This is a genomic window from Nocardioides sp. AN3, assembly GCF_054653495.1.
In genome coordinates, this window is the sequence record NZ_BAAIGC010000014.1 from 1 (window position 1) to 24698 (window position 24698).

A 24698-nucleotide genomic window follows, 5' to 3' on the forward strand; every position below is an offset into this window, starting at 1 on the left:
CTCGACCACATCGAGCCCTACGACCACGGCGCAGGCAAAGACGGGATCGAGCACACGGACAAGGACGACGGCACGGGCGGCACTCGCCGCACAGGCACTGACCGGCCACACTCGCCCGACCACGCCGACGCCCAGACCTCCACCGACAACCTCGCACCGTTATGCAGACGCCACCACCGAGTGAAGACCTTCGGCCACTGGAACTACGTCCGACTGAGCCCAGGCGAATACCTCTGGACCAGCAGACACCGATACCAGTGGATCACCGACACCGATGGGACCCGGACAGGTCCGGACGCCGAAAGACCCGCGACCTCCGAGAGACACCAGCTGACCCGGCGCGCGCCCGACCGGGGGCGCCTGCGAGCCTAGACATGTGCCCTACTTCGTTCGCACCGGAGACACGACGTTCATGCCGACCGAGCACGTCTCCGGTGCCTGGAGGACCGATGAGCAGCACATCGCGCCTGCTCTCGGGTTGATGACGCACGCCGTGGAGACGGACCACAGGGCCCGCCGTACGAGCGGGGCCCTGACGATCTCGCGGCTGTCCTTCGACATCCTCGGCGTGCTGCCGATGGAGGAGGTGGAGGTCGACGTACGGGTGCTGCGGCCCGGGCGGACCATCGAGCTAGCTGAGGCGGTCCTCCGCCACGAGGATCGCGCTGCGGTGCTGTTGCGCGCCTGGCTGCTCGCCGACCGCGACACCGCGGCGCTCGCCGGCACGGCGCTGCCGAGTCTTCCTCCCCCGGCGTCTGTGCCGACGTGGGACCCGACGGAGGTGTGGCCGGGCGGGTTCATCGCATCGGCGCAGCTGCGGCGCGAGGAAGCGGTCCCGGGGCGGGCGCACTTCTGGGTGCGGACCGAGATCGACCTGCTCGACGAGCCGACCAGCCCACTCGCCAGCGCGGCCGGCCTCTTCGACATCGCCAACGGCATGACCGTCCGCGAGAGCCCGGCCACCGTTGCGTTCCCCAACATCGACCTCACCGCCCACCTCGTCCGCACGCCCCAGCCGGGATGGCTCGGCTTCGACACCACGGTCACCTTCGGGCCCGAGGGCCATGGCCTGACGAGCAGCCGCATCCACGACGAGCGCGGGCCGCTCGGCACCGTCGTGCAGTCGCTCACCGTGCGACCGAGCTCCACGAACGCCTGAGGGCGGTCCCTTCGACGACGACGATCGTTTCAACCACGCGCAAGTGGGTTACGGGGATCGGATGGTGGAGAGCCCGGAATGGGTGTCGCTGGTCGCTGCGGTCGCGCAGCAGTTCCACCACGAGCCGGAGGCGCAGTCGGTCGTCCGCGCGGCGGCTCATCTGGCGGTCCACCACGCACCGGGGAGCGACGCGGCGGCGATCTCGCTGATCCGTCGCGAGGAGCGGGTCGAGACCATCGCCTGCACCGACGTGGTCGGTGCGATCGGCGACCTCCTGCAGTTCGCACTCGGCGAGGGGCCATCCCTGGACGCGGCGTGGGACGAGCGCATCGTCGAGTCCGGGGATGTCGGGCATGACCGCCGGTGGCCGGCTTGGGGCACGCGGATGTCCCGCGACCACGACGCGGCCAGTGTGCTGTGCCTGCCGTTGTTCGTGCACGACGACCACGTCGGCGCGCTGATCCTCTACTCGCGCACGCCCCACGGGCTGGACCTGCTCGGTCGTGACGGTGTGCTCGCGCTGGCGGCCCGGCTGGCGATGACGGCGGACCGACCCGCCCCCCTCAGGCGGGCGGTCGCTCCGGGTCCGGGCGTGGCAGCCAGCGGCAGAGCCAGCTGACCCGCACCGTCCTCGATCGATCGAGCCGTGGGCGGTCCGCTCAGGCATCCGGTCATTGCAGCGCGGCCGTCAGGCGCATGACGTTGTCGACGTACGCCGCCCGCCATGGGCGCTGCCGCCACGCTTCGGAGGTGAGGGCCGCCGACGCCGCCCGGTAGTCGTCCAGCACCGACTGGAGCCGGTCCACGACCTGCTGGCTGCGCAGGAGCAGCATGACCTCGTAGTTGAGGGCGAACGAGCGGTAGTCCATGTTCGACGACCCGACGACGGCGACATCGTCGTCGACGGTGAAGAACTTCGAGTGCAGGACGAAGGGCGCGGGATAGAGATGGATGCGTACGCCGACGTCGAGCAGTGCCTGGTAGTAGGAGCGCTGCGCGTGGAAGACCATGAACTGGTCAGCGCCCTCGTTGACGAACAGCTCGACGTCGACGCCGCGCTGCGCAGCCGTAGTCACCGCGTAGAGGAGCGATTCGTCGGGGACGAAGTAGGGGCTCACCACTGACAGCCGCCGACGGGCGCCGTAGATGAGGGTGTTGAACAGGCGCAGGTTGTTCTCGGTCACGAAGCCGGGCCCGCTGCCCACCACCTGGCACGAGACACTCTCGACCACGTGCGGAGCGGGCGTGCCGATCGGCTCGACGATCACGAGGGTGTCGCGCAGGCGCTCGCGGGTCTCGGAGTACCAGTCGGTGGCGAACAGCACCCCGAGGTCACGGACCACGGGGCCCTCGACCCGCAGCATCGTCTCGACCCACTCGCGACCGACCTTGTGGTTCTTCGGCTTGTCATAGCCCGGCTCGATGAGGTTCTGCGAGCCGGTGAACGCGACACGGCCGTCGACGATGAGGATCTTGCGGTGGTTGCGCAGGTCCGGGCGGCGGATCTGGCGTTGCTGCAGGCTGATCGGCAGCATCGGTGCCCAGGCGATCTTGGTGTCACCCAGCCGCCGGACCAGCTCCTTGTACACCGGGATCCCGCGCGAGCCCAGGTGGTCGAAGAGCAGCCGCACCTGCACGCCACGCTCCGTCGCGGCGACGAGCGCATCGAAGAACGGGGCAGTCACGTCGTCCCACGCGGTGATGTAGAACTCGACGTGGACGAACGAGATCGCCCGGTCCACCTCGGCTCGCATCGCGCCCACGGTCTCGGCGTAGTCGGAGAGGACCGCGACGCGGTTGCCGTCGGACATCGGCAGGGCGCCGAGCGTCTCGTTGAGGTGCGCCGCACCAGCGAGGTCGCCGACGGAGGCGGCGCCCGCATCTCCTCCCTCCTCGAGGGCGGCTGCCGTCACCTCCGCGTTCACCTGTCGTTGCCAAGCGCGGCGCTTCCGTCCGACGCTGGTGCTCCCGAAGAGCGCGAACAAGATGATGCCCAGATAGGGCACCGCGAGGATGAGGATCAGCCACGCCATGCCCGTCGACGGCTTGCGGCCGCCGGGGATGACCCCGAGCGCCAGCACGCAGACGACGATCTCCGTCAGCACGAGGAGGACACCGACGACGGCGACCAACCAGCCCAGCCACTCCGGCACGACACGCTCCTCACGCGACCCGATGGCCCGACGCTAGGAAGGCCCAACCTCCGATGCGTCACCCGAACAGGGTGAGCCCACCGAGGTGGGTCGACCGGCGACGATGAGTCGTGGCAGTCAGACCGGTGAGGGCCAGCGGCTCGGGCCTCCTGCCGCGCGCTCTGCTGCTTCTGCTCGGGGCGGCCGCCGCCGTCGTCACCCTGGGTGGCATCCACGCGGCTCGCGGCATCCTGGGGCCCCTCTTCCTGGCCCTCGTCCTCACGATCGTGGTCCATCCGGTGCACATCCGCCTGATCAGGCACGTGCCCATGTGGCTGTCGACGACCGTGTGCGTGATCCTCGTCTACGTCATCGTCATCGGCCTGGCGCTCAGTCTCGTCGTCGCGATCGCCCGGCTGGGCTCGCTCATCCCGCAGTACGCCGACGACGCCGACCAGCTCGTGAAGGACCTGACGTCGTGGCTCAGCAGCATCGGGATCTCGTCCCACGAGGTCCACCAACTGGTGTCCTCCTTCGACCTGGGCAGGCTGGCGGACGTGATCGGCTCGATCCTCTCCGGGGTGCTCGACGCAGCCTCGAGCCTCATCTTCCTTCTCGCACTGTGCCTCTTCGTCGCCGTCGACGGCGGCGCGTTCCCCCTTCGCCTCCGGGAGGTCGCGGTGCACCGCCCGGACCTCGTCAGCGCACTCGAGGGGTTCGCCTTGGGCACCCGCCGCTACCTGCTCGTCTCGACCGTCTTCGGCCTGATCGTGGCGGTCCTCGACACCATTGCGCTCTACCTGTTGCATGTCCCGGCGCCGCTGTTGTGGGGGCTGTTGGCGTTCCTCACGAACTACATCCCCAACATCGGCTTCATCATCGGGCTCTTCCCGCCGGCGTTGCTGGCGCTGCTGGACTCGGGCCCGGCCAAGATGCTCGCGGTCATCGTCGTCTACTGCACCCTCAACCTGGTGATCCAGTCGGGCATCCAGCCGAAGATCGTCGGTGACGCGGTCGGTCTCTCGACGACGCTCACGTTCCTGTCGCTCGTGTTCTGGTCGTGGATCATCGGCCCGGTCGGCGCCATCATGGCGGTCCCGCTCAGTTTGTTGGTCCGAGCTCTGCTCGTGGATGCCGACCCCGACAACCGGTGGTTGACGCCGGTCATCGCGAACCGCCCCGGCGACATCTCGGAGCAAGGCGGCCGGAGCGGTTCTTAAGCCGGAGGGGCCGGCTCAGTCGTCCGGGATCGTCACGACCTCGACGACCTGCAGGCCGAGTGAGTTGAGCAGGTTGAGGACGCCCTGCAGCTGCTCCTGGTCCTCCACGTCCCCGGTGAGCGTGGTCGATGCTCGATGGCGGCGCGTCGTGAGGTGCGGGAACGCGGTGAGCAGCTCGTCGGAGACCTCGGCGTCGACCCTGATCAGCATCCTCGTCATGAGAGCCTCCTGCCGCTCGCGATCCGGGCCTGCGTGCTCGGCACCAGCTCGCCGGCCACCTGACCCATGACCAACCCCTTGATCGTGCGGACACCCAACCCGAGCCCACCGCTCGAATACGAGCAACTGAGTGCCCCGACCGTATGCATCGCCGGAGGTGAACCGCGTCACCGGATTCGGGCGAGGCGACCACGTTTTGCCATCCGACGTCAGGACGCGGTCGCGAGCTGCGCGAGACCATGCAGGCTGAAGAGCAGCCCGAGGAGGACGAGCACCAGCGCGCTGAGGAGCCGGGTGTGCAGGACCATCCAGGCGGTCGCCTCGCGCAGCCGACTGCCGGCGGCCGGACCTCCCAGGGCGTACGCGATCGGCGGGACCACGAAGTCCATCATGCTGGCGGCCAGCAGCAGCGTGACGCCGACCATCTGGCCCGTCGGCGAGATGTCCGCGGTCAGCACCACACCGAGCCCGACGCCGAGGATCGCGATGTGGGGGTTGAGCACCGCCAGCGCCAGACCGAGCGTCATCACCGACCGGACCGACGGGTCGCGCAGGCGGCGGACCCAGCCGGGCACCGGCTCGGCATCGTGCGGCTCCGGGGCGTCCCGCAGCAGGATCACGGCGCCGAGCGCCAGGAACAGGACGCCGAGGAGCCCGCTCGTCCAGCCGCGGACGGTCGCCGGGTCCTCTCCGCTCGGTCCGCCGAGCCGCTCGCCGAGCCGTCCGGAACCGAGGACGGCGAACGACAACGCGCCGTACACGAGCAGGAACATGAGGGCGAAGACCGAGACGTTGAGCACCGGACGACGCGTTTCGAGCAGCACGAGGCAAGCGATGATCGCGGCCGGTGTCGCGAGCAGACCGAGCAGCGCCGGGAGAAGCGCCGCCACGAGGTCCCCCATGGCAGAACTGTGGTCGCCGTACGCCGTCCGGGCGTTCACCATGTTCGGGTGAGGTCGTGGCGCGGGCCAGAGGGTGGAGTGAGGTCAGATCCGATCCGTTCTCAGGAGGTCGCCCCATGGCGCAAGCCACCCTGTCCGTCTGGAAGTACGACTCACCCACCGCCGCCGACGAGGCGGTCTCCACCATCGAACAGCTTGCCCGACAAGGGATCGTCACGTTGCACGACGCCGCGACCGTCTCGTGGCCGTCGGAGAAGAAGAAGCCGAAGACCCGCCAGCTCACGTCGACGACCGGGGCCGGCGCGCTGGGCGGAACCTTCTGGGGCATGCTCTTCGGCCTGCTCTTCTTCGTGCCGCTGCTTGGTGCGGCCGTGGGCGCCGCGACCGGGGCACTGACGGGTGCGCTGACCGACGTCGGGATCGACGACGGGTTCATCAACAAGATCCGCGACCAGGTCACACCGGGCACGTCCGCGGTGTTCCTCATGACCTCCGACGCGGTCATCGACAAGATCCGCGACGCCTTCGCAGGCCAGGCCCCACCCGAGCTGATCTTCACCAACCTCAGCTCGGAGCAGGAAGCGGCACTGCGCGGGGTCTTCGCCGACGAATGAGCCGTGATGGCCGGCGACGCGATCCTGACGGTCTGGGTCTACGACTCCGCGATGGGCGCCGTCGCCGGCGAGGTGCGGCTCAAGTCCCTCCAGCAACAAGGGGCCCTCACCGTCCACGACGCCGTGACCGTCACGTGGGTGAACGGAGCGCACGAGCCGCGTCTGGGGCACCTGCGACACTCGACGACGACGGCGGTCTCCAAGGGGTCGGCCCTCGGCGCACTCCTGGGCACGCTCGTGCTCGCGCCGGCCCTCGGGGCTGCCGCGGGGGCGGGCGTCGGCGCGCTCGCCCAGCGTCTGCGCGGCACGGGCATCGACAAGGCCTTCCTCGAGCGGCTCCGGGCGCAGCTGCACCCGGGCTCCTCCGCGCTCGTCGTGCTTGCCAGCGATGCCGACCTGGACGCGGTGCGGCCCGTGATCGAACGCGGCCGCGCCCGAGGCGACGTCCAGCTGCTCCTCCTCGACCTCGAGGAGGACGCCCCAGCGGCCGTCCGGGACATGCTGCAGGCGGCCGCCGCCGTGGACCCGGCCACGTCGCCCGTTCCGGGTGACGCAGCCGCGCCACCTGAGTCCTAGCGTCCCCATCGTGCCGCCGTAGCGACGGCGGCGAACATCCAGGAGGAACCATGGCCAGTACATCGCAGCCTTACGACACCTCCTCGACGCGCGGGCTCGTGGCGCTCGGGGTGACGTCCTTCGCGGGCGTCATGCTCTCGACCGTCGCGATCTTCCAGATCCTCGAGGGGATCGCCGCGCTCGCCAAGGACGAGGTCTACGTCACCGGGATCAACTACAGCTACAAGTTCGACGTGACGTCGTGGGGGTGGATCCACCTCATCATCGGCATCATCGCGCTCGCCACCGGCATCGCGATCCTGTTCGGGCAGACCTGGGGCAGGCTGCTCGGCATCTTCATCGCGATCCTCGGCACACTCTCCAACTTCGCCTTCATCCCCTACTACCCGGTCTGGAGCATCGTCGTCATCGGCTTCTGGATCCTCACCCTCTGGGCCCTGTGCACCCAACTGCAGGATGACTGAGCAGGATGACTGAGAAGGGCTAGCGAAACGGGTGCTTGTCCCCAGTAGAGTGCAGGTGGCGACGAGGATGGGGCCCCTCGCCGAGACCGGGGAGGGGTACCCATGAGCACGCCAGCAGTCCCTACCGAGCGAGAACACGAGTCCTACGAGCCGCGGCGGACCGTCCGAGATGCGCCGCGGCTCCCCCGCACCTACGTGCTCAGGCATCGGCTCTGGAGCGCGCTCGACCGGGCGACGGCCGGCGCGGTGACCCTGCTGGTCGCCCCGGTCGGCGCCGGCAAGACGCTGGGCGTCAGCGGCTGGCTGGAGTACAGCCCGGTCCCGCAGGCCGATGATGCGACATGGATCCACGGCGACCCGACGTGGACACCCGACCGCCTGCGGGCCGCGATCGAGGCGACCGCTCAGCCGGCGGACTCCCCAGAAGCCCCGCGACTGCTCGTGATCGACGACGCCAACGCGATGCCGCCGGCGTCGTACCGTCTCATCGACGAGCTGCTCACCACGGCGCCCGAGTCGCTGCACCTGCTCCTGGTCAGCCGCTGGGACCTCCCGTTGAACAGGATGGTCCCCGAGCTGCTCGGCCACCTGACGGTGCTGCGCGGCGAGCTGCTGCACATGAGCGACGAGGAGTGCGCGCCGCTCATCATCGAGCACGCGCGCACCGACGACCCCGACGTGGTCCGCGCCGTCACCGAGCGGGCACAGGGCTGGCCTGCCGCGATCGTCCTGGCCGCACGCGTCGTGGGCACCGCACCGGACCGCCTGGCCGCCGCCCAGCACCTCGGCGACGGCGCGACGTCGGTCCCCGACCACGTCGCGAGTGAGGTGTTCGCGTCCCTGACCCCCCGACAGCGACACCTCCTGCTCTGCGTCGCGGGCGAGGGCGTGGTGTCGACGGCGACCGCCGCGCACCTCGCCAACGACCAGCAGGCCGCAGACCTGCTGGCCGAGCTGGAGGCCAACGGCCTGCTCGTGGCCCGCGTCCCCGACGTGTCGGTCCCGCGCCCGCGGGGCCACGGAGCACGTGCGGAGGTCGACAGCGCAGACGAGGCGGACGTGCGCTATCGCATCCACCCGCTTCTCGTGGAGGTGATCCGCCGGCGGCTGATCGCGGGTGGCGTCGACGTCGCCCTCGCGCAGTCGACCGTCAAGCGAGCCGTGCACCTGGACCTGGTGCGCGGCAAGAGCCATGGGGCCTTCGAGCGGTTGATCTACGTCAATGCCGCCGACGGCGCCGCCGACCTCATCGCGACCGCGGGCGTCCAGCTCGTCGCCGGCTCGGGCGAGATCGCCGACGTCGACCGCTTCGTGCGTGCCTTCCCCGACGAGGTCGAGCGGCGGCCCGACACCTGGTTCACGATCGCGCTCGCGCGGTGGATGACGAACGACGCGGAGGGCGCGGCCCATTGGGCCGAGCGCGTGCTCGCCAGCAACCCGTCAGGCTCCGAGGCTGAGATCGCTTGCCTCCGGCTGTGGCGTGCCCGACTGGGTCTCGAGCCGATCTACGCCGCCGTCGGGTTCGCGAAGCGCGTGGTCCGGCTCTCCGCCGGCCGCAGCTCCCCGAGCGAGTCCCATGCACGCGTGCTGGCCATCCTCGTGCACGAGGTCGGCGTCGCCTGCAACTGGCTGGGCGACCTGACGGAAGCCGAGGCCGACCTGACGCTCGCCATCAGCATGAGCCGCTCCGAGGGCCTGGCGGCCATCGAGGCCGCGGCGATGACGCACCTGGCACAGACGCTCTTCATGAGCGGCCAGGAGAGCGCCGCCGCGTCGCTCGCGGTCGCCGCACTCGCCCGCCTCGACGACCCCGACGTGTGGCGGATGCGCTTCGCCCCGACGCGGGCGATGCTCACCCTCTTCCTCAGCACGCTCGTCGACCTGCCCTGGCCCGACTCGCCCATCAACGCCCCGGTGAGCGACACGGGGAGCCACGTGCACGGCTCCGACCTCACCACGAAGTACTGGCTGTGGCTGCGCGACGCTCGCGTTGCACTCCAGCGCGGGTCGGTCACCGACGCGGAGCGCATCCTCAGCACCCCGTCGGAGACGGCGATGCTGCACGAGACGAGCCTTCCTGACCATCTCCGGGTCGTCCTGCTGCTCGAGCGTGCCTTCCTGGCGGCCGTGTCCGGCGACCAGTGGGCCCTCCCGCCCCTCCAGGCGTCGCTCTCGGCTCTCGGGGCGCGCGGCGAGGCGTCTCTCGTCGCCGGGCTCGCCGCCGACCTCAGCGGTGACCGCCGGGCAGCAGCCGCCGCCTTCGACGCGGCGGCGGCCGACGCGACATACTCCCAGCCTCCTGTGCGGGCGCTCGCCCTCACCTGCTGCGCGCAGCTCCTGGACGCACTCGGGGACCACGAGCAGGCGCTCGCGCACCTCGCCGACGCCGCCCGGGCCACGGAGGTGCGCCGCAACGCCGTCCCGTTCCTCGGCTGGACCCGGCAGGGCACGCCGATGGCGACGCTGATGCGGCGACTCGCGTCCACCACACCGTCTCCGTGGATCGTGGAGCTCGCGGCGGCGGGCGCCCACCGTCCCGACATCACCGCCGCCTACGCCTCGACCACGCCGTCGCGACGCGAGCGGGAGGTGGCCACGACCGTGGTGGTGCCGCCGCTGCTGAGTCCGCGCGAGCGGGAGGTCCTCGGCGAGCTGGCCCGCGGGGCGACGTACGCCGACATCGCCGCCGTCCTGTTCGTCTCCGAGAACACCGTCAAGACCCACGTGTCGAGCCTCTACAGCAAGCTCGGCGTCTCGCGTCGCAGCCAGGCGCTCGCCGTGGCGCGGAACCTCAACCTGCTGTAGAGCCCGGCCGCCACCCGATTCGGGCGAGGACCGTCGACGCGCTGCGGTCCGACCATGGAACCGAACCCTCACGCCCGGGAGACGGCCATGTCGTATGAGTCCTACGAGTCCTACGAGTCCTACGAGTACAGCTCGCCCAGTCACCGCGCGGGCCCGCCCGGCGCCCTGTCCGCGCTCGCCGAGCACTGGGGTCTCGTGCTCGCCTACGGGCTCATCAGCCTCGGGCTCGGCATCACCCTGGCCGTGTGGCCCGGGGAGACGCTGAAGGTGGTCGCGATCTTGATCGGGATCCAGTTCCTCATCTCCGGCGTGGTGCGTGTCATCGGTGCGATCGCGGCGTCCTCCCTCGACACCTCCGTGCGCGTCCTGCTCGGCGTGACGGGTGCCTTCGCCTTCATCGTCGGGCTGCTCTGCCTGCGCGACCCGCTCCAGACGATCACCGTGGTCTGGCTCATCCTCGGGGTGTGGTGGGTGGCCTCCGGCATCATCGACATCGTCGGGGCGCTCGTGGCACCCGCTCCGGGCCGCCGCGGCTGGGAGATCTTCTCGGGCACCGTCAGCCTGGTCGCCGGCGGCTTCCTGCTGATCGACCCGCATCTCACGCTCGGCGTGCTGGTGTTCGTGGTCTGTGCCTGGCTCGTCATCACCGGGGGGCTCGCCGTGTTCAGCGCCTTCCGGCTCCGGGCGCAGCGCACGGCTGCGGGCGGGCGCAGGTCGGCTGCGTCACCGCCGCCGGCTCCCGCCGTCTGAGCGGAAGCGCGCCATGACCTCCGAGTCGAGCTCGCCCGAGCCCACGCTCCCGCTGCCCAGCACCTCCGACGGCACGGCCCAGCGCACGGGCGAGCAAGGCTCGCCTGGCACACCGGCCGGTCCGGACCGCCAGCAGCGGGTCGCGGAGCTGCGCGCCGAGCTCGACGCGCTCGGGGCCGAGCCCAGCACCCCGCCGACACGGACCGGTTGGTGGCGAACAGCCGTCGCCACCGTGCTGATCGTCCTCATGGCGATCCTGGCGCCCCTCGCCGTCGTGGCACGCTGGGCCCACGACGAGATCTCCGACACGGACCGCTACGTCTCCACCGTCGCCCCGCTCGCACATGACCCGGCGGTGCAGAAGGCCGTGGCCGACCGGATCACCGCCGAGATCCTCTCGCGGCTCCAGATCGACCAGGTCACCGATCAGGCGGTCACAGCGCTCTCGGACCAGGGCCTGCCTCCTGTCGCCGCCACGAGCCTGCAGGCGCTCAAGGGACCGCTCGTCAACGCGGTCGAGGGCTTCGTCTCGCGGCAGGTGACGGCGCTGGTGCAGTCCGATGCGTTCGCGCAGGCCTGGGAGGCGGCCAACCGCCAGGCGCACACCCAGCTCGTCGCGGTCCTCACCGGCAAGGACAGCAACCTGGTCAAGGTGGACAACGGCGTCGTCAGCGTCAGCCTCGCCACCGTCATCGAGGCGGTCAAGCAGCGCCTGGTCGACCGCGGCTTCACGCTGGCCGAGCGCATCCCCGAGGTCCAGGCGCAGTTCACGATCCTGCAGTCGAGCGACCTGCAGAACGCGCAGACCGGCTTCCGCGTGCTCAGCGCGCTCAATCTCGTCCTGCCTGCGCTCGCGCTGCTCTGCCTCGTCGGTGCGGTGCTCGTCGGCCGCTCGCGCCGGCGCACGCTCGTCGCCGCGGCGCTCGCCCTGGCCGGCTCGATGCTTCTCCTCGGGCTCGCCCTCAACGCCTTCCGAGCGGTCTATCTCGACGCCATCCCCGCCGACCAGCTGCCGCCGGACGCTGCCGCCGCCATCTACGACACCCTGGCGTGGTTCATCCGGCTCAACCTGCGAGCGATCCTCGTCCTCTCGCTGGCCGTCGCCTTCATCGCCTGGGTCGCGGGGCCGGGGCGCACCGCGGTCGCCGTGCGCCGATCGAGCTCCCGGGTCGTCGGCGCTGCGCGGGGCGGCACCATGCGGGCCGGCCTCAACACCGGGCGTCTGGGCGTCGCGCTCGACACCTATCGCAACGCCGTGCGTGGCGTCGTGCTGGGCGGCGCGCTGCTCATCTACGTGATGCGTGACCACCCGACCGGCAAGTTCACGATCGTCCTCGTGGCGGTCGCCGCCCTGATCCTCCTGATCCTCGAGCTGCTCGCCCGCCCCGCGCCCACGACCGCCACCGCGACTCCCACCGCGACCGCCACCGCGACCCCCACCGGCGACCCGCCCGCAGCACCGTGAGCACGGTGCGGTCCTCGACGACGGCCCGGCCGACGAGGGCACAGCCGACCAGGACGGCGCCCAGCCCGATCAGCCACGTCGAGATCGACAAGATGATGCCGAGGGTGCCGAACTGGCGGGCGTTCGCGGCGACGTACGGCGGCATCTACACCGACGATGCCCGCACGTAGAGGTTCGTCAGCAGGCCCGCCAGGAGGGCGCCCACCCCGAGCCGGAGCCAGGAGACCCGGCCGAAGAGCAGCAGCCAGGCGGTCAGCCACCAGATCGCGGTCAGCGCCAGGATCTGCACACCGGCTCGCGTCAGGGTCTGCGCGATCGAGCCACCGCCGACCAGCGACCGCACGCTCGCCAGGAGCTGGAGCATGAGCAGCCAGCCCACGAGCCAGACGAAGCAGCGCCGCGTCCCGGAGATCCCGCCGATGTGCGGGAGCTCCCAGACGCGCTCGTACATCCGCAGCAGGGCACGCGCGAAGCTCGTCGCCGAGAACACCGTGATCACGATGCCCACGAACCCGGTCTGCGCGCGGACCTGGTCGCCGAGCTCGCCCTCGACCGTGTGCTCGCCCGCCGCGCCGATGCCGGTCACGTCGGTCAGCTGTCCCAGGGCGCCGTCGGTCAGCCGTGGGAAGAAGGCGGCCAGCACCACGAGCATCGGGACCAGAGCGAGCAGCCCCTGAGCGGCGATGAGCAGGCAGCGGTCGATGAACTCGATCCGCACCACCTCGCTGAGCACGCGGCCGACGATGGGGATCCGCTCGGCAGCGGCTCGGAGCCGGCTGACCGCGCGTCGTCCGTCGGTCAGCCGGCTGCGCAGTCCGGCGAGGTCCATCGCCTGACAGCGTGAAGCGTCGAGCCGGGTCGATCTGTCACCCGGACAGGGTGAACTGCGCCGACGCCTGCGGCGCGAGGATCGTGGCGATGTCTGGGTGGCGACGTTTGCTGCGGTTGACGGTGGCGCTGGTGCTCGTCGTCGGCCTGTACTTCGTCGTCCCGGTCGATCTCCATCCCGACAGGAGCACGGCCGCCCGCCTGCTCCTGTCGGCCACCCTCTTCGCCATCCTGACGGCCCTGGTCGTCTGGCAGGTCCGCATCCAGATCACGCAGCCGGACCGCAACATCGACGGGCTGCTGCTGGCGCTCATCGTCGGGGTGCTCGGCTTCTCGCTGGGGTTCTACGTCCTGGAGCTTCGTCAGCCCGGGCAGATCGTCGGGCTCTCGACGCGGGTCGACGCGCTCTACTTCACCATGGCGACCGTGCTCACGATCGGGTACGGCGACGTGCACGCCGCCGGACAGGCCGCGCGCATCCTCGTGCTGGTCCAGATGGTCTACAACGTGGTCGTCATCGCCAGTGGCGCCGGTGTCCTCACGAGCACCATGCGCCAGGCGGCCGCGGCCCGCGTCGAGCGACAGGAGGAGCGGCGCGCCGCGCGGCAGGCGATGAGGGCGACTCAGACCCGGCGTACGCACCGCAAGCCCACGTAGCGCCCACTCCTCGAGCCGGCTGACCCACCCGCTTCGGGGGAGGCATCGCCCACGGGCGTGCTGTGAAGTCGACGTGTGACCGTCCCCGGAGCTGCACAGCCGCGGTCGTCGCGCTCGTCGCGGGCCTACGGGCCGAGGCGCGTGCTGCTCCTGGGCGTCCGTGCGCTGGTCTGGATCTTCTACGCCTACGTCATCGTCACCGAGGTCGTACTCACGCTGGGGTTCCTCCTGCTGCTGTTCGGCGCCAACCCGGACGCCTCCTTCGTCGCCTGGGTCTACCGCTCCCTCGACCGCGCGATGGAGCCGTTCCGCGGCATGTTCACCCCGATCCACCTCAACGTCAGCGCCAGCACAGACGTCCAGGCGGTGCTCGACACCTCGGTTCTCTTCGCCATGGTCGTCTATGCCTTCGCCGGCCTGGCCGTGCACGCGCTGCTCGAATGGCTGAGCTCGCTGCTCCGCCGGTTCGACGAGCAGGAGCGGCAGCGGGAGGCGGCTGCCGCCTACGAAGCTGCCCGCGCGGCCCAGACGGCTCCCGTGGCCTGGGGTCCGCCCGTCGGCGCGCCACCGACTGCCGGACCGCCCCCGTCACCGCCGCCCAGCGTCCCGCCGCCCAGCGCTCCGCCGTCGGCGCCCGCGGGTCGCCGCGCGGCGCCGTGACGCAGGCCGCACCGTTGACGCGGGCAGTCGCGAGCCACTGTGCCGTGATTCTGAGTCATCGGCGGGTGACTCAGAATCACGGCACAGGTGCCGTCTCCCTGGCGGTCGGCGACTGCGCGCGACCTCACGCCACCCGGTAGCGCTCCAGATCGGTCTCGCGAAGCGTGAAGCCGTGTCCGGGCTCGTTCGATGGCAGCAGGCGACCGCCGGTGGGGTCGGGCGGGGGGTCGAGGAGCATCCGCTCGATCCGGGCGTGGTCGTGGAACCACTCGACGTGGCACAGGTTGGGTGTGGCCAGTGCGACGGGACCGTGCAGGGCGGGCGCGCAGTGGGCGGAGACCTGGAGCCCATGTGCGGCCGCGAGCGCGGCGGCCCGGCGCCACTCGGTGAAGCCACCACACCGGGTCGCGTCGATCTGGAGGCAGTCGACGGAGTCGACGAGGCGGGCGAGGCCGGCGAGATCCCAGCCGTACTCCCCCGCCGCGACATCGGTCTGCAGGGTGTCGCGCACGATCCGCAGCTGGGCGGGGTGGTCGGAGCTGACCGGCTCCTCGAACCATCGCACGTCCAGCGCGTCGAGCGCCCGACCGACACGGACGGCCTGCTTGACGGCGTACCCGCCGTTCGCGTCGACGAAGACCTCGGCGTCGTCGCCGACCTCCGCCCGCGTCTGCTCGACACGGGCGACGTCGCGCCGCTCGGCGGCGCCCCATGACTCGCCGATCTTGATCTTCACCCGCTCGAAGCCCTGGTCGAGCCAGCAGGCGAGCTGCGCGCGCAGCTCCTTCTCGGAGTACGTCGTGAAGCCGCCGCTGCCGTAGAGCGGGACGTCGTCGCGGCACCGCCCGAGCAGCCGGTGCAGCGGCTGGTCCAGGAGGCGCGCGGCGAGGTCCCACAGTGCGACGTCGACCGCGGAGATCGCCATCCCGACCACGCCCTGACGGCCGGCGTTGCGGACGGCCCTGACCATCGCCTCCCATGCGCCGACGACGTCGAGCGCGTCGCGTCCGCACACCACGCCGGCGAGCAGCTCGGTCACGACGTGCGCCGTCGCGGCGGGTGCGTAGGTCCAGCCGGTGCCGACGGGCAGCGCCGGGTCGCCGGTCGTCGCGGTCACGATGACGAGCGTCGTAGAGTCCCACGCGAGCGTGCCGTCCGCCTCCGGGAGGTCGGTGGGGATGGTGTACGCCGCCGCCTGCACCGAGGCGACCTCGGGGCCGTCAGGGCGCTCAGTGGTCACCATGGGGCAGGAACTCCTGCGCCTTGGTCTTCAGGCCCTCCTTGATGACGCCCCACCGCGACTGGTCGCCCTTGATGAGCGCCTGCGCCATGTCCTTCATCTGCGCGAAGTCCGCATGCGGAGGAATCGGCGGGACGTCGGGGTCGCAGTGGACGTCGAGCACCACTGGGCGGTCAGCCGCGAGCGCCTCCGACCATGCCTCGGCGAGCTGGTCGGGCTCGGTCACGGTGACGCCGGTGAGGCCGATCGAGGTCGCGAAGCCTGCGTAGGAGACCTCCGGCAGGGCTTGGGACTCCACGAACTTCGGCGTGCCGCCCATGGCGCGCAGCTCCCAGGTGACCTGGTTGAGGTCGTTGTTGTGCAGGACGGCGACCACGAGGCGTGGGTCGGTCCACTCCCTCCAGTAGCGCGAGACCGTCAGCAGCTCGGCGAGGCCGTTCATCTGCATCGCGCCATCGCCCTCGAAGGCGATGACGGGCCGGTCGGGGTGGGCGAACTTGGCTCCGATGGCGTAGGGAACCGCGGGGCCCATCGTGGCCAGCGTCCCCGACAGCGTGCCCCGCATGGCGCCGCGCATCCGGATCTGGCGGGCGTACCAGTTGGCCGCGGACCCGCTGTCGGCGGCGATGATCGAGTCCTCGGGAGCGATCCGGGAGAACTCATGGAAGAGGCGCATGGGATTGATCGGCTTGGCCTCGACGTTCGCCTCGGCGTCCATGACCTCCCACCAGCGTGAGACGTTGCTCTCGATCGCCTCGCGCCAGCCGCGGTCCTGCTTGCGCTCGAGCAGCGGGATCAGCGCGCGCAGGGTGCTGGCGGCGTCGCCGACGAGGTTGAGCTCGTAGGGGTAGCGCATCCCGATGAGGCTGCCGTCGATGTCGATCTGGACCGCCCTCGCCTGGCCGAGCTCCGGCATGAACTGGGTGTAGGGGAAGTTCGAGCCGACCGTGAGGAGCGTGTCGCAGTCCCGCATCATCTCGTAGCTCGGTCGGGTGCCGAGCAGCCCGATCGAGCCGGTGACGAAGCCCAGCTCGTCACTGAGCACGTCCTTGCCGAGCAGTGCCTTCGCGACGCCCGCGCCGAGCAGGTCGGCGACCTGCACGACCTCGTCGGCGGCCGCGCGGGCGCCCTGCCCGATGAGCATCGCCACCTTGGAGCCCGCATTGAGCAGGTCGGCCGCGGCACGGATCGAGGCGTCGTCGGGGACGACGTTCGGCCAGCTGGTCCCGATGCTCGAGGGCACCATCTTGAAGGCGTGGGTGGGAGCGGCGTACTCAAGCTCCTGCACGTCGTTGGGGATGATGATCGCCGTGGGGGCGCGCCGGCTCTGCGAGATGCGGAGCGCTCGGTCGAGGACGTTCGGCAGCTGCTGGGGCACGGTGACCATCTGGACGTAGTCGCTGGCGACGTCCTTGAAGAGGCTGAGCAGGTCGACCTCCTGCTGGTAGCTGCCGCCCATCGCCGTGCGGTTGGTCTGGCCGACGATCGCGACCACCGGCACGTGGTCGAGCTTGGCGTCGTAGAGCCCGTTGAGCAGGTGGATCGCACCGGGGCCGGAGGTCGCCATCATGACGGCCGGCCTGCCGCTGAACTTGGCATAGCCGACCGCCTCGAAGGCCGCCATCTCCTCGTGCCGCGCCTGGATGAAGCGTGGCTGGTCGTCGGCGCGCGAGAACGCGCCGAGGATGCCGTTGATCCCGTCCCCGGGATAGCCGAAGACCTGCTCGATCCCCCACTCCCGCAGACGTGCGAGCAGCTGGTCGGCAACGGTGGTGCTCATCGGGATGCTCCTTCTGGTTGATGGGGTCCGGACGTCATGCGAGGTGGCTACTCGGACAGCCGGGTCGTAGGACGTCCGCTCGCGAGCAGCCCCTGTGCCAGCAGCTGGGCGAGGTGGAGGCCGCGGTGGCCGGAGTCGTCGAGCTCGGCGATCTGGGTGCGGCAGGAGAAGCCGTCGGCGAGGACGACCGAGTCGCGTGGCTCCTCGCGCAGCCGCGGCAGCAGCGTCTGCTCGGCCAGCGCGCGACTGACGTCGCCGTGGCCGGCGGTGAACCCGAAGTTGCCGGCGAGGCCGCAGCAGCCGGAGTCGAGGTGCTCGACGTCAGCGCCGGCCTTCTCCAGGAGCCCGGCATCGGCGTCCCACCCGAGCACCGCGTGCTGGTGGCAGTGCACCTGGGCGAGGCCGTGGACGCCGGCCAGACGGGGCGGCTCCCATCCGGGCGTGTGGTCGGTCAGCAGCTCGGCGAGGGTGACGGTGTGGTCCCGCAGCCGGCGCACGTCCTGGTCCTCGGGGAGCAGCTCGGCGGCGTCGGAGCGGAACACCGCCGTGCAGCTGGGCTCGAGCCCGACGACCAGCCCGCCGGACCGCACGTGCGGAGCGAGCGCCGTGACGGTCCTGCGCAGCCGGCGCTTGGCCGTGCCGAGCTGGCCGGTCGAGATCCAGGTCAGGCCACAGCACAGCGACTCCTCGGGCATCCTCACTGTCCAGCCGGCGTCCTCCAGCACGGCGACGGCCGCCTGGCCGACCTCGGGGTGGAAGCGGTTGGTGAACGTGTCCGGCCACAGCAGGACGGTCCCCCGGCCCCCGAGGGGCCTCGGGCCACGCTCGGCCGTCCGCTGCGCCGAACACTGGGCGAACCACTGCTGCAGCGATTGGTGCGCGAACCGCGGCAGCTGTCGGTCCTCGAGCCCCGCCGCGCGGGTCATCGCGCGGCGCACCGGGCGGATCCGGCCGGCCAGGTTGACCGGTCCGGCGAGACGGAGGCTCTGGACGAGGCGCGCCAGATCGGGCAGCCAGCCCATCGCGTAGTCAGCCCGCGGACGCAGCCGGTGGCGGTAGTGCTGGGCGAGGAACTCCGCCTTGTAGGTCGCCATGTCGACATTCGCCGGGCAGTCGCTCTTGCAGCCCTTGCACGCCAGGCACAGGTCGAGCGCGTCGAGCACCTCCTCGGAGCGCCAGCCGTCCTTGATGGGCCCGTCCCGGTGGCCGTCGAGCATCTCGAACAGCAGCCGCGAGCGGCCGCGGGTGGAGTGCCGCTCCTCGCGGGTCACCTGGTAGGACGGGCACATCACCGTGCCGCCGTCGTTGACCAGCTTGCGGCACTTGCCGACGCCGACGCACCGGTTCGCCGCCTCGCTGAACGACCCGCCGTCGTGAGGGAACGCGAAGTGAAGCTGGCGGTGCTGCCGGGGTGCCCATCGACCGCCGAGCCGCAGGTGCGAGTCCAGCGTGGCCGGGTGGACGACCTTCCCGGGGTTCATCCGGTCGTCGGGATCGAAGATCCGCTTGAGCTCGGCGAAGAGCGCGACGACATCCTCGCCGAACATGCGCGGCAGCAGCTCGCCGCGGCTCTGGCCGTCGCCGTGCTCGCCCGACAGCGAGCCGCCGTAGGAGACCACGAGGTCGGCCGCACGCTCCATGAACCGGCGGTACGCCTTGACGCCTTCCGTCGTGTAGAGGTCGAACGGGATGCGCGTGTGCACGCAGCCTTGACCGAAGTGGCCGTAGAGGGCGGGTCCGGTGTCGTCGGCGTACCCGAACTCCTCGTAGAGCTTGCGCAGGTCGCGCAGGTAGTCGCCCAGGCGCTCGGGTGGGACCGCCGAGTCCTCCCAGCCCTCGAAGGTGTCGCGCTTGTGCGGCACGTGGGCGGTGGCGGCGAGGCCGGCCTCGCGCACCTGCCACAGCTCGTCCTCGCGCTCGGGGTCGTCGTAGAAGACCACGTCCGGGCTGTGCTCGGTCTCCCCCAAGGCGTCGAGCATGCGATGGGCGTGGGCGTCGGCCTCCTCCTGGGTGTCTCCGCCGAACTGGACCATCAAGAACCCGGTGCCCGTGCCGTATCTCTGGGGCAGCTCCCGGACCCCCTGGGAGTTCATCCCCTTCATCTGCTCGTCGTGGATCAGATAGTGGTCCACGCCCTCGAGCGCGATCGGCTCATGCTCGACGACCTTCGGCACGGCGTCGGCCGCCTTCGCGATGTCGGGGAAGCCGAGCACGACCAGGGTCCGCTTCTTCACCCGCGGCACCAGCTCGAGCTCGGCGTGCAGGACGGTGACCAGCGTCGACTCACTGCCGACGAGCAACCCGGCGATGTCGAACCCGTGCTCGGGGAGCAGCGAGTCGAGGTTGTAGCCGGACACGCGGCGCGGGATCTTCGGGTAGCGGGTGCGGATCAGGGCGAGGTTGTCGTCACGCAGGTCCCGGAGGGCGCGGTAGATCTCTGCCTGCCGATCCCCGCCGGCGGCGATCGAGGTGTAGCGATCGTCGCTCGTCTCCTCGGCGGTGAACCGGGTGCCGTCGTAGAGCAGCACGTCCAGCGAGACGATGTTGTCGACGACCTTGCCGGTGCGCTGGGCGGTCGCGCCGCAGGAGTTGTTGCCGATCATCCCGCCCAGGGTGCAGTTCGGGTGGGTCGCCGGCTCCGGGCCGAAGCGCAGCCCCGTCGGCTCGAGCTGTCGGTTGAGGTCGTCGAGCACGATGCCCGGCTCGACGACGCAGCGACGCCGCTCGACGTCGACGGAGAGCAGGCGGTGGCAGTGCTGCGAGAAGTCGAGCACGACCGCGTGGTTCGTGCCCTGTCCGGCCAGGCTGGTCCCGCCACCCCGCGAGACGATCGGCACGCCGGCCTCGCGGCACACCGCCACGGCCTCGACGGCGGCCTCGATCGTGCGCGGGACGACGACGCCGAGCGGCACCTGCCGGAAGTTCGAGGCATCGGTGGAGTACGCCGCCCGCGAGCCGGCGTCGAAGAGGACGTCGCCGTCGACACGCTCGCGCAGGAGCGCGATGACGTCCACGCTCCCCACGTCCTCCCGGAGAGCGGTCATCGCCGGCGCCGCCCTAGCACGAGCGCCGCCGCAGCGACTCCGGCGAGCGCCGCGCCGACCGCTCCGTGGTGCTGCGAGGCCCACACCTGGTAGGACCGCCGATGGGACTGGTCGTCGAACCGTCCGTGCGCGCCGTAGTCGTGACCGGACCCGCTGTCCGTCGGCTCCCACAGGTTGGCGGGCCGGTCCGGCGACTCCGGCTGGTCGGTCTGCTGGGACCTGAAGCCCGTCCGGGCCAGATAGCGGTCCAGCAGCCCGGGCGCCACGGCGTTCGCCGCGAGCGTGAGCGCCGTGGTCCCCCCGACCCAGTACTCCCGGCGAAGCGGGTGGTCTGCGGCGTAGACGACCGCGTCGGCGGCGACCTCGGGCTGGTAGATCGGCGGCACGGGCTGCGCGCGCCGGGGCAGCCGCGAGAGCACCCAGTCGAACTGCGGGGTGTTGACCGCAGGCATCTGCACCATCGTGACGCGGACGTTGCTGTGGTCGTGCATCAGCTCGGTGCGCAGCGACTCGTGGAAGCCCTGGATGGCGTGCTTGGCGCCGCAGTAGGCCGACTGCAAGGGGATGCCACGGTAGGCCAGCGCCGAGCCGACCTGGACGATCGTGCCCCGGTCGCGCGGCAGCATTCGCCTCAGCGCGGAGCGGGTGCCGTTGACGTAGCCGAGATAGCTGACCCGCGTGGTCCGGTCGAACTCCTCGGGCTCGATGTCGACGAACCTGGCGAACACCGAGCTGAACGCCACGTTGACCCAGACGTCGATGTCGCCGAGCTCCGCCTCGATCCGCGAGGCGGCCTCCTCGACCGCCGCCTGGTCGGCCATGTCGACGCTGATCGGCAGAGCACGCGCACCGGCCGCCTCGACGTCCGCGGCGGCACCGGTGAGCCCCTCCTCCCCGCGGGCGAGCAGCGCCACGGAGTCGCCTCGCGCGGCGAACGCCCGCGCGGTCGCCCTCCCGATCCCTCCGGACGCTCCGGTCACCACGACCACTCGTCGGTCGGTCATCCCTCACCTCTCCTCTGCGTCGAAGCCGTTCGCGTCGACGCCGGCGCGGCCCAGCTCGTGGGCGGTCTCCATGAGCAGCGCGTGGGCGAACGCCTGCGGCAGGTTGCCGCGCAGCTGGCGCTGCACGACGTCGTACTCCTCGGCGAACAGGCCCGCCGGCCCGAGTGCGCCGCGGTTGCGCTCGAACCAGCGCACGGCCTCGGTCACCCGTCCCTGGACCAGGCACGCGAGCGACATGTGGAACCCGCTCAGCACGAACGCGCCCTCGGCGTCGTGTAGCGGGGTGTTGTCGGAGTGGCGGAACCGGTAGACGAAACCGTCGTCGGCCAACTCGGCGACCACAGCCTGCCACGTGCGGACCTGGCGCGGGTCGTCGGGCGGCACGGCACCGCGGATCCCCGGCAGCAGCAAGGAGGCGTCGACCCGCGGATCATCGGGCGCCCGCTGCCAGCGACCGTCGGGGTGGAGGCAGTCGCGGTCGACGGAGTCGATCAGCGCGTCGGCCAGCCCAGACCATGAGGAGCCGACCCGGTCCGGCCGCTGCCGAGCGACCGCCCGCAGGCCGGCGGCGCACATGAGGCGGGAGTGGGCCCAGCGGTCGTTCGACAGCTCCCAGATCCCGCCGTCGGGCTCCTCGCCCCGCTTCTCGATCGAGGCGATGAGGATCTCGACCGCCTTCCAGCCGTCGCCGTCGAGGCGCTCCGCGCGGTCGGCTGCGGCCAGCAGCAGCAGCGACTCGCCGAAGGCGTCGAGCTGGAACTGGGCGCCTGCGTGGTTGCCGACCTGGGTCGGCGCGCCGGGATAGCCGGGCATCGACAAGCGGCGCTCGTCGGGCACGCGGTCGCCGGTGACGGTGTACGCCGGCAGCAGGTGCGGCCCGTCCTCGTGCACCCGGGTCGTGACGAACCGGACGGCTGCGTCCAGCAGCTCGTGCCCGCCCACCACGGCGGCCGCCTGCCCGGCGTAGCACTGGTCGCGGATCCAGGCGTAGCGGTAGTCGTAGTTGCGACCCTGCTCGGCACGCTCGGGCAACGCCGTGGTCGCCGCGGCGACCATGCCGCCGGTCGCGCTGGTGAGGCCTCGGAGCACGGCGTAGGAGTGCCGCGAGTCGCCGGGTGCGGCCGAGCCGCTCAGATCGGGAACCGCGTCCTTCCAGGCCCGCTCGGTGGCGGCCCAGGTCAGGCCCGGCTCGGGGGTCGCCCGGGGGAGGGAGGAGTCGCTGATCTCGAGCACGAGGTCGTGGTGGCGGCCCTCGGGGACGACCAGGTCCAGCACGAGCCCCCCGTCCTCCAGCCGCGCCGACCCGGCGCCGGTCCAGCGGATCCGGAGAGGCCCGCTCCGGCCCTCCCAGACGTCGTCTTCACGACGTACCTCCATCGGGTCCTCGCCGAAGCGCGCGCAGCACTCCATCGTGACGCGCACGTGCGCCTCCCCGAGGTGCGCCTCCACGCGGCGCAGCAGCACCAGCCGGTTGCGGTCGCCGGGGAAGGCGAGCGCCTCCCGCGACTCCACGACCGACGTGGTCGTCACCCAGCGGCTGCGCCAGATCAGGGTGTCGCGCTCGTAGTAGCCACCCCACACGAACCGCGGGTCGGCGGGGGTGATGGCGTAGCCGCCGTTGCCGCCCAGCAGCGAGGCGAAGACGGTGTCGTCGTGCCAGCGCGGAGCGCAGAGGAACGCGATGTCGCCCCGGGGACCGATCAGCGCGCCGCGCTCACCGTCGGCGAGAAGCGCATACTCGCTCAGGGTGTGCGGCGGAAAGCCTGCCGAGGACACCATGCACGCTCGGTACCCCGCAGCGGGACCGATACATGCCGAGACGCATGGATCAGTCAGGTTCGCGTCAGGCGTCCTCGACGGGCCAGATCGCGTCGCCGTCCTCGTCGGCCGCCGCGTCGAAGGCACGCATCACCCGCACGGCATCGGCGCGGTCGCGCTCCCCCATCGCGGCGAGGACCGACGCGATCTCCTCACGACGCCGCCGTGTCACGGCGTCCAGCGCCTCGCGGCCCAAGGGGGTGACCGTGATGACGATCGTGCGCGCGTCGACGTCGGACCGGTCCCGCTGCACCAGCCCCAGGCGGCCGAGGCGCTCGACCAGCCTGCTGACGTTCGACTGGTTGATGCCGAGCAGCTCCTGCAGCGAGCTGACGGTGTCGCCACGGCCCGACGCGACGAGGACGAGGGCCCGATGCTGCGCCGGCGTCAGGGCGACCGGCGAAGCGGCGATCGACCGGACCGCCACGCCGACGAGCGCCCGGCTCGCGGTGATGAAGGCGTCCACGAGCTCCGAGTCGTCGGTCACGGTGCACCTCCCTGCAGTGTCGGCGTGCGGCCCATCATCCTGCTAGGACCCACCTCGGTCACGCCGGACGGCCATCACGCCGCTCCGCGGCCGAAAGCCAGGCGATGTCCCCGCCCGGGGCGATCCGCGCGACGTCGCCGTTGCCGACCTCGACCCACGGCGCCTCGTGAGGAGGAACGCCGCTCACGTGCGCGAGGGCGGCCCTGATCGCGTCGCCGTGCGACACGAGGACCGTCGGAGTCGTCGGGTCCAGTGCGTCGAGGACGGCGGCCATCCGGCGGCGTACGTCGTCCACCGACTCTCCGCCCGCCATCGGAAGTGCGGGGTCGGACCAGTCGTGCGCCTCGGCGACGGCCCAGGTGTGCTCGTAGTCCCGACCCTCGAGCGTGCCGAGGTGCTGCTCGCGGAGGCGCTCGTCGTGCTCGGCGTCGAGACCGAGGCGGTCCGCGATCACGCGCGCCGTCTCGACCGCCCGCGTGAGATCGCTGGTCACCACCCGGCCGCAGCGCTGGCCGCCGACTGCGAGGTCGGCGGCGATCGCCTGAGCGGCGGCGTGCGCCTGCTCGAGCCCCAGCTCGGTCAGACGTGGATGAGCCGTCTGGCCCTGGGTGAGCCGGAGGACGTTCCACTCCGACTGGCCGTGCCGCACGAAGTAGACCGGAGCCGTCACGCGGGCCATTCAACCGTGCGCCTGACCTCGCAACCGATGCCGCCCTGTCTCCCGAGGGGCCCGTCCCGTAGGCTGCGGCTGCTCGTGGTGCAGGAACCCGGTGTGACTCCGGGGCGGTTCCGCCACTGTGACGCCGGCCCGCTCCAGCTGGGGCCGGCGCAGCCAGACACTGGCCGCGGGTCGATCCGACCGGCTCAACGGGGC

General features: G+C 71.3%; 23 protein-coding genes, 1 pseudogene and 1 riboswitch. Of the genes and pseudogenes, 13 read left to right on the forward strand and 11 right to left on the reverse strand.

What is annotated here, in order from left to right; all coding sequences use genetic code 11:
- The 3 genes and pseudogenes from ACYQ1K_RS15995 to ACYQ1K_RS16005 form a co-directional block, all read left to right on the forward strand.
- Positions 1 to 372, forward strand: a pseudogene (locus tag ACYQ1K_RS15995) (hypothetical protein); the annotation flags it as partial.
- Positions 373 to 376: 4 nt separating this feature from the next.
- Positions 377 to 1159 carry a thioesterase family protein gene (locus ACYQ1K_RS16000; RefSeq protein WP_459984112.1) on the forward strand — a complete coding sequence of 261 codons (783 nt, stop codon included), beginning with the start codon at positions 377 to 379 and terminating at the stop codon, positions 1157 to 1159.
- A 61-nt stretch (positions 1160 to 1220) separates the two neighbouring features.
- Complete coding sequence (locus ACYQ1K_RS16005; RefSeq protein ID WP_459984113.1) at positions 1221 to 1778, forward strand: GAF domain-containing protein; 558 nt, start codon at positions 1221 to 1223, stop codon at positions 1776 to 1778.
- A gap of 52 nt (positions 1779 to 1830) precedes the next feature.
- Here ACYQ1K_RS16005 and cls read toward each other — a convergent pair whose 3' ends face one another.
- On the reverse strand, positions 1831 to 3312 hold the full coding sequence (gene cls, locus ACYQ1K_RS16010) for a cardiolipin synthase (protein WP_459984114.1): 1482 nt from the start codon (positions 3310 to 3312) through the stop codon (positions 1831 to 1833).
- A gap of 110 nt (positions 3313 to 3422) precedes the next feature.
- On the opposite strand from cls, the gene ACYQ1K_RS16015 reads away from it, so the two are divergent.
- Positions 3423 to 4511 carry an AI-2E family transporter gene (locus ACYQ1K_RS16015; protein WP_459984115.1) on the forward strand — a complete coding sequence of 363 codons (1089 nt, stop codon included), beginning with the start codon at positions 3423 to 3425 and terminating at the stop codon, positions 4509 to 4511.
- A 15-nt stretch (positions 4512 to 4526) separates the two neighbouring features.
- On the opposite strand, the gene ACYQ1K_RS16020 is transcribed toward ACYQ1K_RS16015, so the two are convergent.
- Complete coding sequence (locus ACYQ1K_RS16020; protein ID WP_459984116.1) at positions 4527 to 4730, reverse strand: hypothetical protein; 204 nt, start codon at positions 4728 to 4730, stop codon at positions 4527 to 4529.
- Positions 4731 to 4939: 209 nt separating this feature from the next.
- Positions 4940 to 5632 carry a GAP family protein gene (locus tag ACYQ1K_RS16025; RefSeq protein WP_459984117.1) on the reverse strand — a complete coding sequence of 231 codons (693 nt, stop codon included), beginning with the start codon at positions 5630 to 5632 and terminating at the stop codon, positions 4940 to 4942.
- Between the two features lie 116 nt (positions 5633 to 5748).
- Here ACYQ1K_RS16025 and ACYQ1K_RS16030 point away from each other — a divergent pair, with 116 nt between their 5' ends.
- The 7 genes from ACYQ1K_RS16030 (at position 5749) to ACYQ1K_RS16060 (ending at position 12476) form a co-directional block, all read left to right on the forward strand.
- A complete protein-coding gene (locus ACYQ1K_RS16030; protein WP_459984118.1) occupies positions 5749 to 6246 on the forward strand; it encodes a DUF1269 domain-containing protein in 498 nt (165 codons plus the stop codon).
- Between the two features lie 6 nt (positions 6247 to 6252).
- Positions 6253 to 6822 (forward strand): DUF1269 domain-containing protein, encoded by a 570-nt coding sequence (locus ACYQ1K_RS16035; RefSeq protein ID WP_459984119.1) that lies wholly within the window; start codon positions 6253 to 6255, stop codon positions 6820 to 6822.
- 50 nt (positions 6823 to 6872) lie between these two features.
- On the forward strand, positions 6873 to 7286 hold the full coding sequence (locus ACYQ1K_RS16040; RefSeq protein WP_459984120.1) for a DUF7144 family membrane protein: 414 nt from the start codon (positions 6873 to 6875) through the stop codon (positions 7284 to 7286).
- Between the two features lie 102 nt (positions 7287 to 7388).
- Entirely contained in the window at positions 7389 to 10091 is a 2703-nt protein-coding gene (locus tag ACYQ1K_RS16045) for a helix-turn-helix transcriptional regulator (protein WP_459984121.1), read from the forward strand.
- A 54-nt stretch (positions 10092 to 10145) separates the two neighbouring features.
- Positions 10146 to 10841: an HdeD family acid-resistance protein gene (locus tag ACYQ1K_RS16050; protein WP_459984122.1), complete on the forward strand. Its 696-nt coding sequence runs from the start codon at positions 10146 to 10148 to the stop codon at positions 10839 to 10841.
- A 13-nt stretch (positions 10842 to 10854) separates the two neighbouring features.
- Positions 10855 to 12306 (forward strand): hypothetical protein, encoded by a 1452-nt coding sequence (locus ACYQ1K_RS16055; RefSeq protein WP_459984123.1) that lies wholly within the window; start codon positions 10855 to 10857, stop codon positions 12304 to 12306.
- Between the two features lie 5 nt (positions 12307 to 12311).
- Complete coding sequence (locus ACYQ1K_RS16060; protein ID WP_459984124.1) at positions 12312 to 12476, forward strand: hypothetical protein; 165 nt, start codon at positions 12312 to 12314, stop codon at positions 12474 to 12476.
- On the opposite strand, the gene ACYQ1K_RS16065 is transcribed toward ACYQ1K_RS16060, so the two are convergent.
- Positions 12452 to 13135, reverse strand: coding sequence for a YhjD/YihY/BrkB family envelope integrity protein (locus ACYQ1K_RS16065; RefSeq protein WP_459984126.1), 684 nt, complete (start codon positions 13133 to 13135; stop codon positions 12452 to 12454). The genes ACYQ1K_RS16060 and ACYQ1K_RS16065 overlap by 25 nt on opposite strands.
- An 89-nt stretch (positions 13136 to 13224) precedes the next feature.
- Here ACYQ1K_RS16065 and ACYQ1K_RS16070 point away from each other — a divergent pair, with 89 nt between their 5' ends.
- Together ACYQ1K_RS16070 and ACYQ1K_RS16075 are read left to right on the forward strand one after the other, a co-directional pair.
- A complete protein-coding gene (locus tag ACYQ1K_RS16070) occupies positions 13225 to 13791 on the forward strand; it encodes a potassium channel family protein (protein ID WP_459984127.1) in 567 nt (188 codons plus the stop codon).
- A gap of 75 nt (positions 13792 to 13866) precedes the next feature.
- The gene (locus tag ACYQ1K_RS16075; RefSeq protein ID WP_459984128.1) at positions 13867 to 14451 is read left to right on the forward strand and encodes a hypothetical protein; all 585 of its coding nucleotides are present in this window, start codon (positions 13867 to 13869) and stop codon (positions 14449 to 14451) included.
- 124 nt (positions 14452 to 14575) lie between these two features.
- On the opposite strand, the gene ACYQ1K_RS16080 is transcribed toward ACYQ1K_RS16075, so the two are convergent.
- The 7 genes from ACYQ1K_RS16080 to ACYQ1K_RS16110 form a co-directional block, all read right to left on the reverse strand.
- Positions 14576 to 15694, reverse strand: a complete 1119-nt coding sequence (locus ACYQ1K_RS16080) for an enolase C-terminal domain-like protein (RefSeq protein WP_459984129.1) — start codon at positions 15692 to 15694, stop codon at positions 14576 to 14578.
- Positions 15681 to 17471 carry a thiamine pyrophosphate-requiring protein gene (locus ACYQ1K_RS16085; protein WP_459984130.1) on the reverse strand — a complete coding sequence of 597 codons (1791 nt, stop codon included), beginning with the start codon at positions 17469 to 17471 and terminating at the stop codon, positions 15681 to 15683. The genes ACYQ1K_RS16080 and ACYQ1K_RS16085 overlap by 14 nt, the downstream gene beginning before the upstream one ends.
- A 47-nt stretch (positions 17472 to 17518) precedes the next feature.
- On the reverse strand, positions 17519 to 20515 hold the full coding sequence (locus ACYQ1K_RS16090; RefSeq protein ID WP_459984131.1) for an FAD-binding and (Fe-S)-binding domain-containing protein: 2997 nt from the start codon (positions 20513 to 20515) through the stop codon (positions 17519 to 17521).
- Positions 20512 to 21519 (reverse strand): SDR family oxidoreductase, encoded by a 1008-nt coding sequence (locus ACYQ1K_RS16095; protein WP_459984132.1) that lies wholly within the window; start codon positions 21517 to 21519, stop codon positions 20512 to 20514. Before ACYQ1K_RS16095 ends, ACYQ1K_RS16090 begins: the two co-directional genes overlap by 4 nt.
- A gap of 3 nt (positions 21520 to 21522) precedes the next feature.
- On the reverse strand, positions 21523 to 23298 hold the full coding sequence (locus ACYQ1K_RS16100) for a glycoside hydrolase family 15 protein (protein ID WP_459984133.1): 1776 nt from the start codon (positions 23296 to 23298) through the stop codon (positions 21523 to 21525).
- Between the two features lie 64 nt (positions 23299 to 23362).
- Positions 23363 to 23824 (reverse strand): MarR family winged helix-turn-helix transcriptional regulator, encoded by a 462-nt coding sequence (locus ACYQ1K_RS16105; protein WP_459984134.1) that lies wholly within the window; start codon positions 23822 to 23824, stop codon positions 23363 to 23365.
- A 58-nt stretch (positions 23825 to 23882) separates the two neighbouring features.
- Positions 23883 to 24494, reverse strand: coding sequence for a histidine phosphatase family protein (locus tag ACYQ1K_RS16110; protein ID WP_459984135.1), 612 nt, complete (start codon positions 24492 to 24494; stop codon positions 23883 to 23885).
- Between the two features lie 68 nt (positions 24495 to 24562).
- Positions 24563 to 24686: riboswitch (cobalamin riboswitch) on the forward strand.
- Positions 24687 to 24698 lie beyond the last annotated feature (12 nt).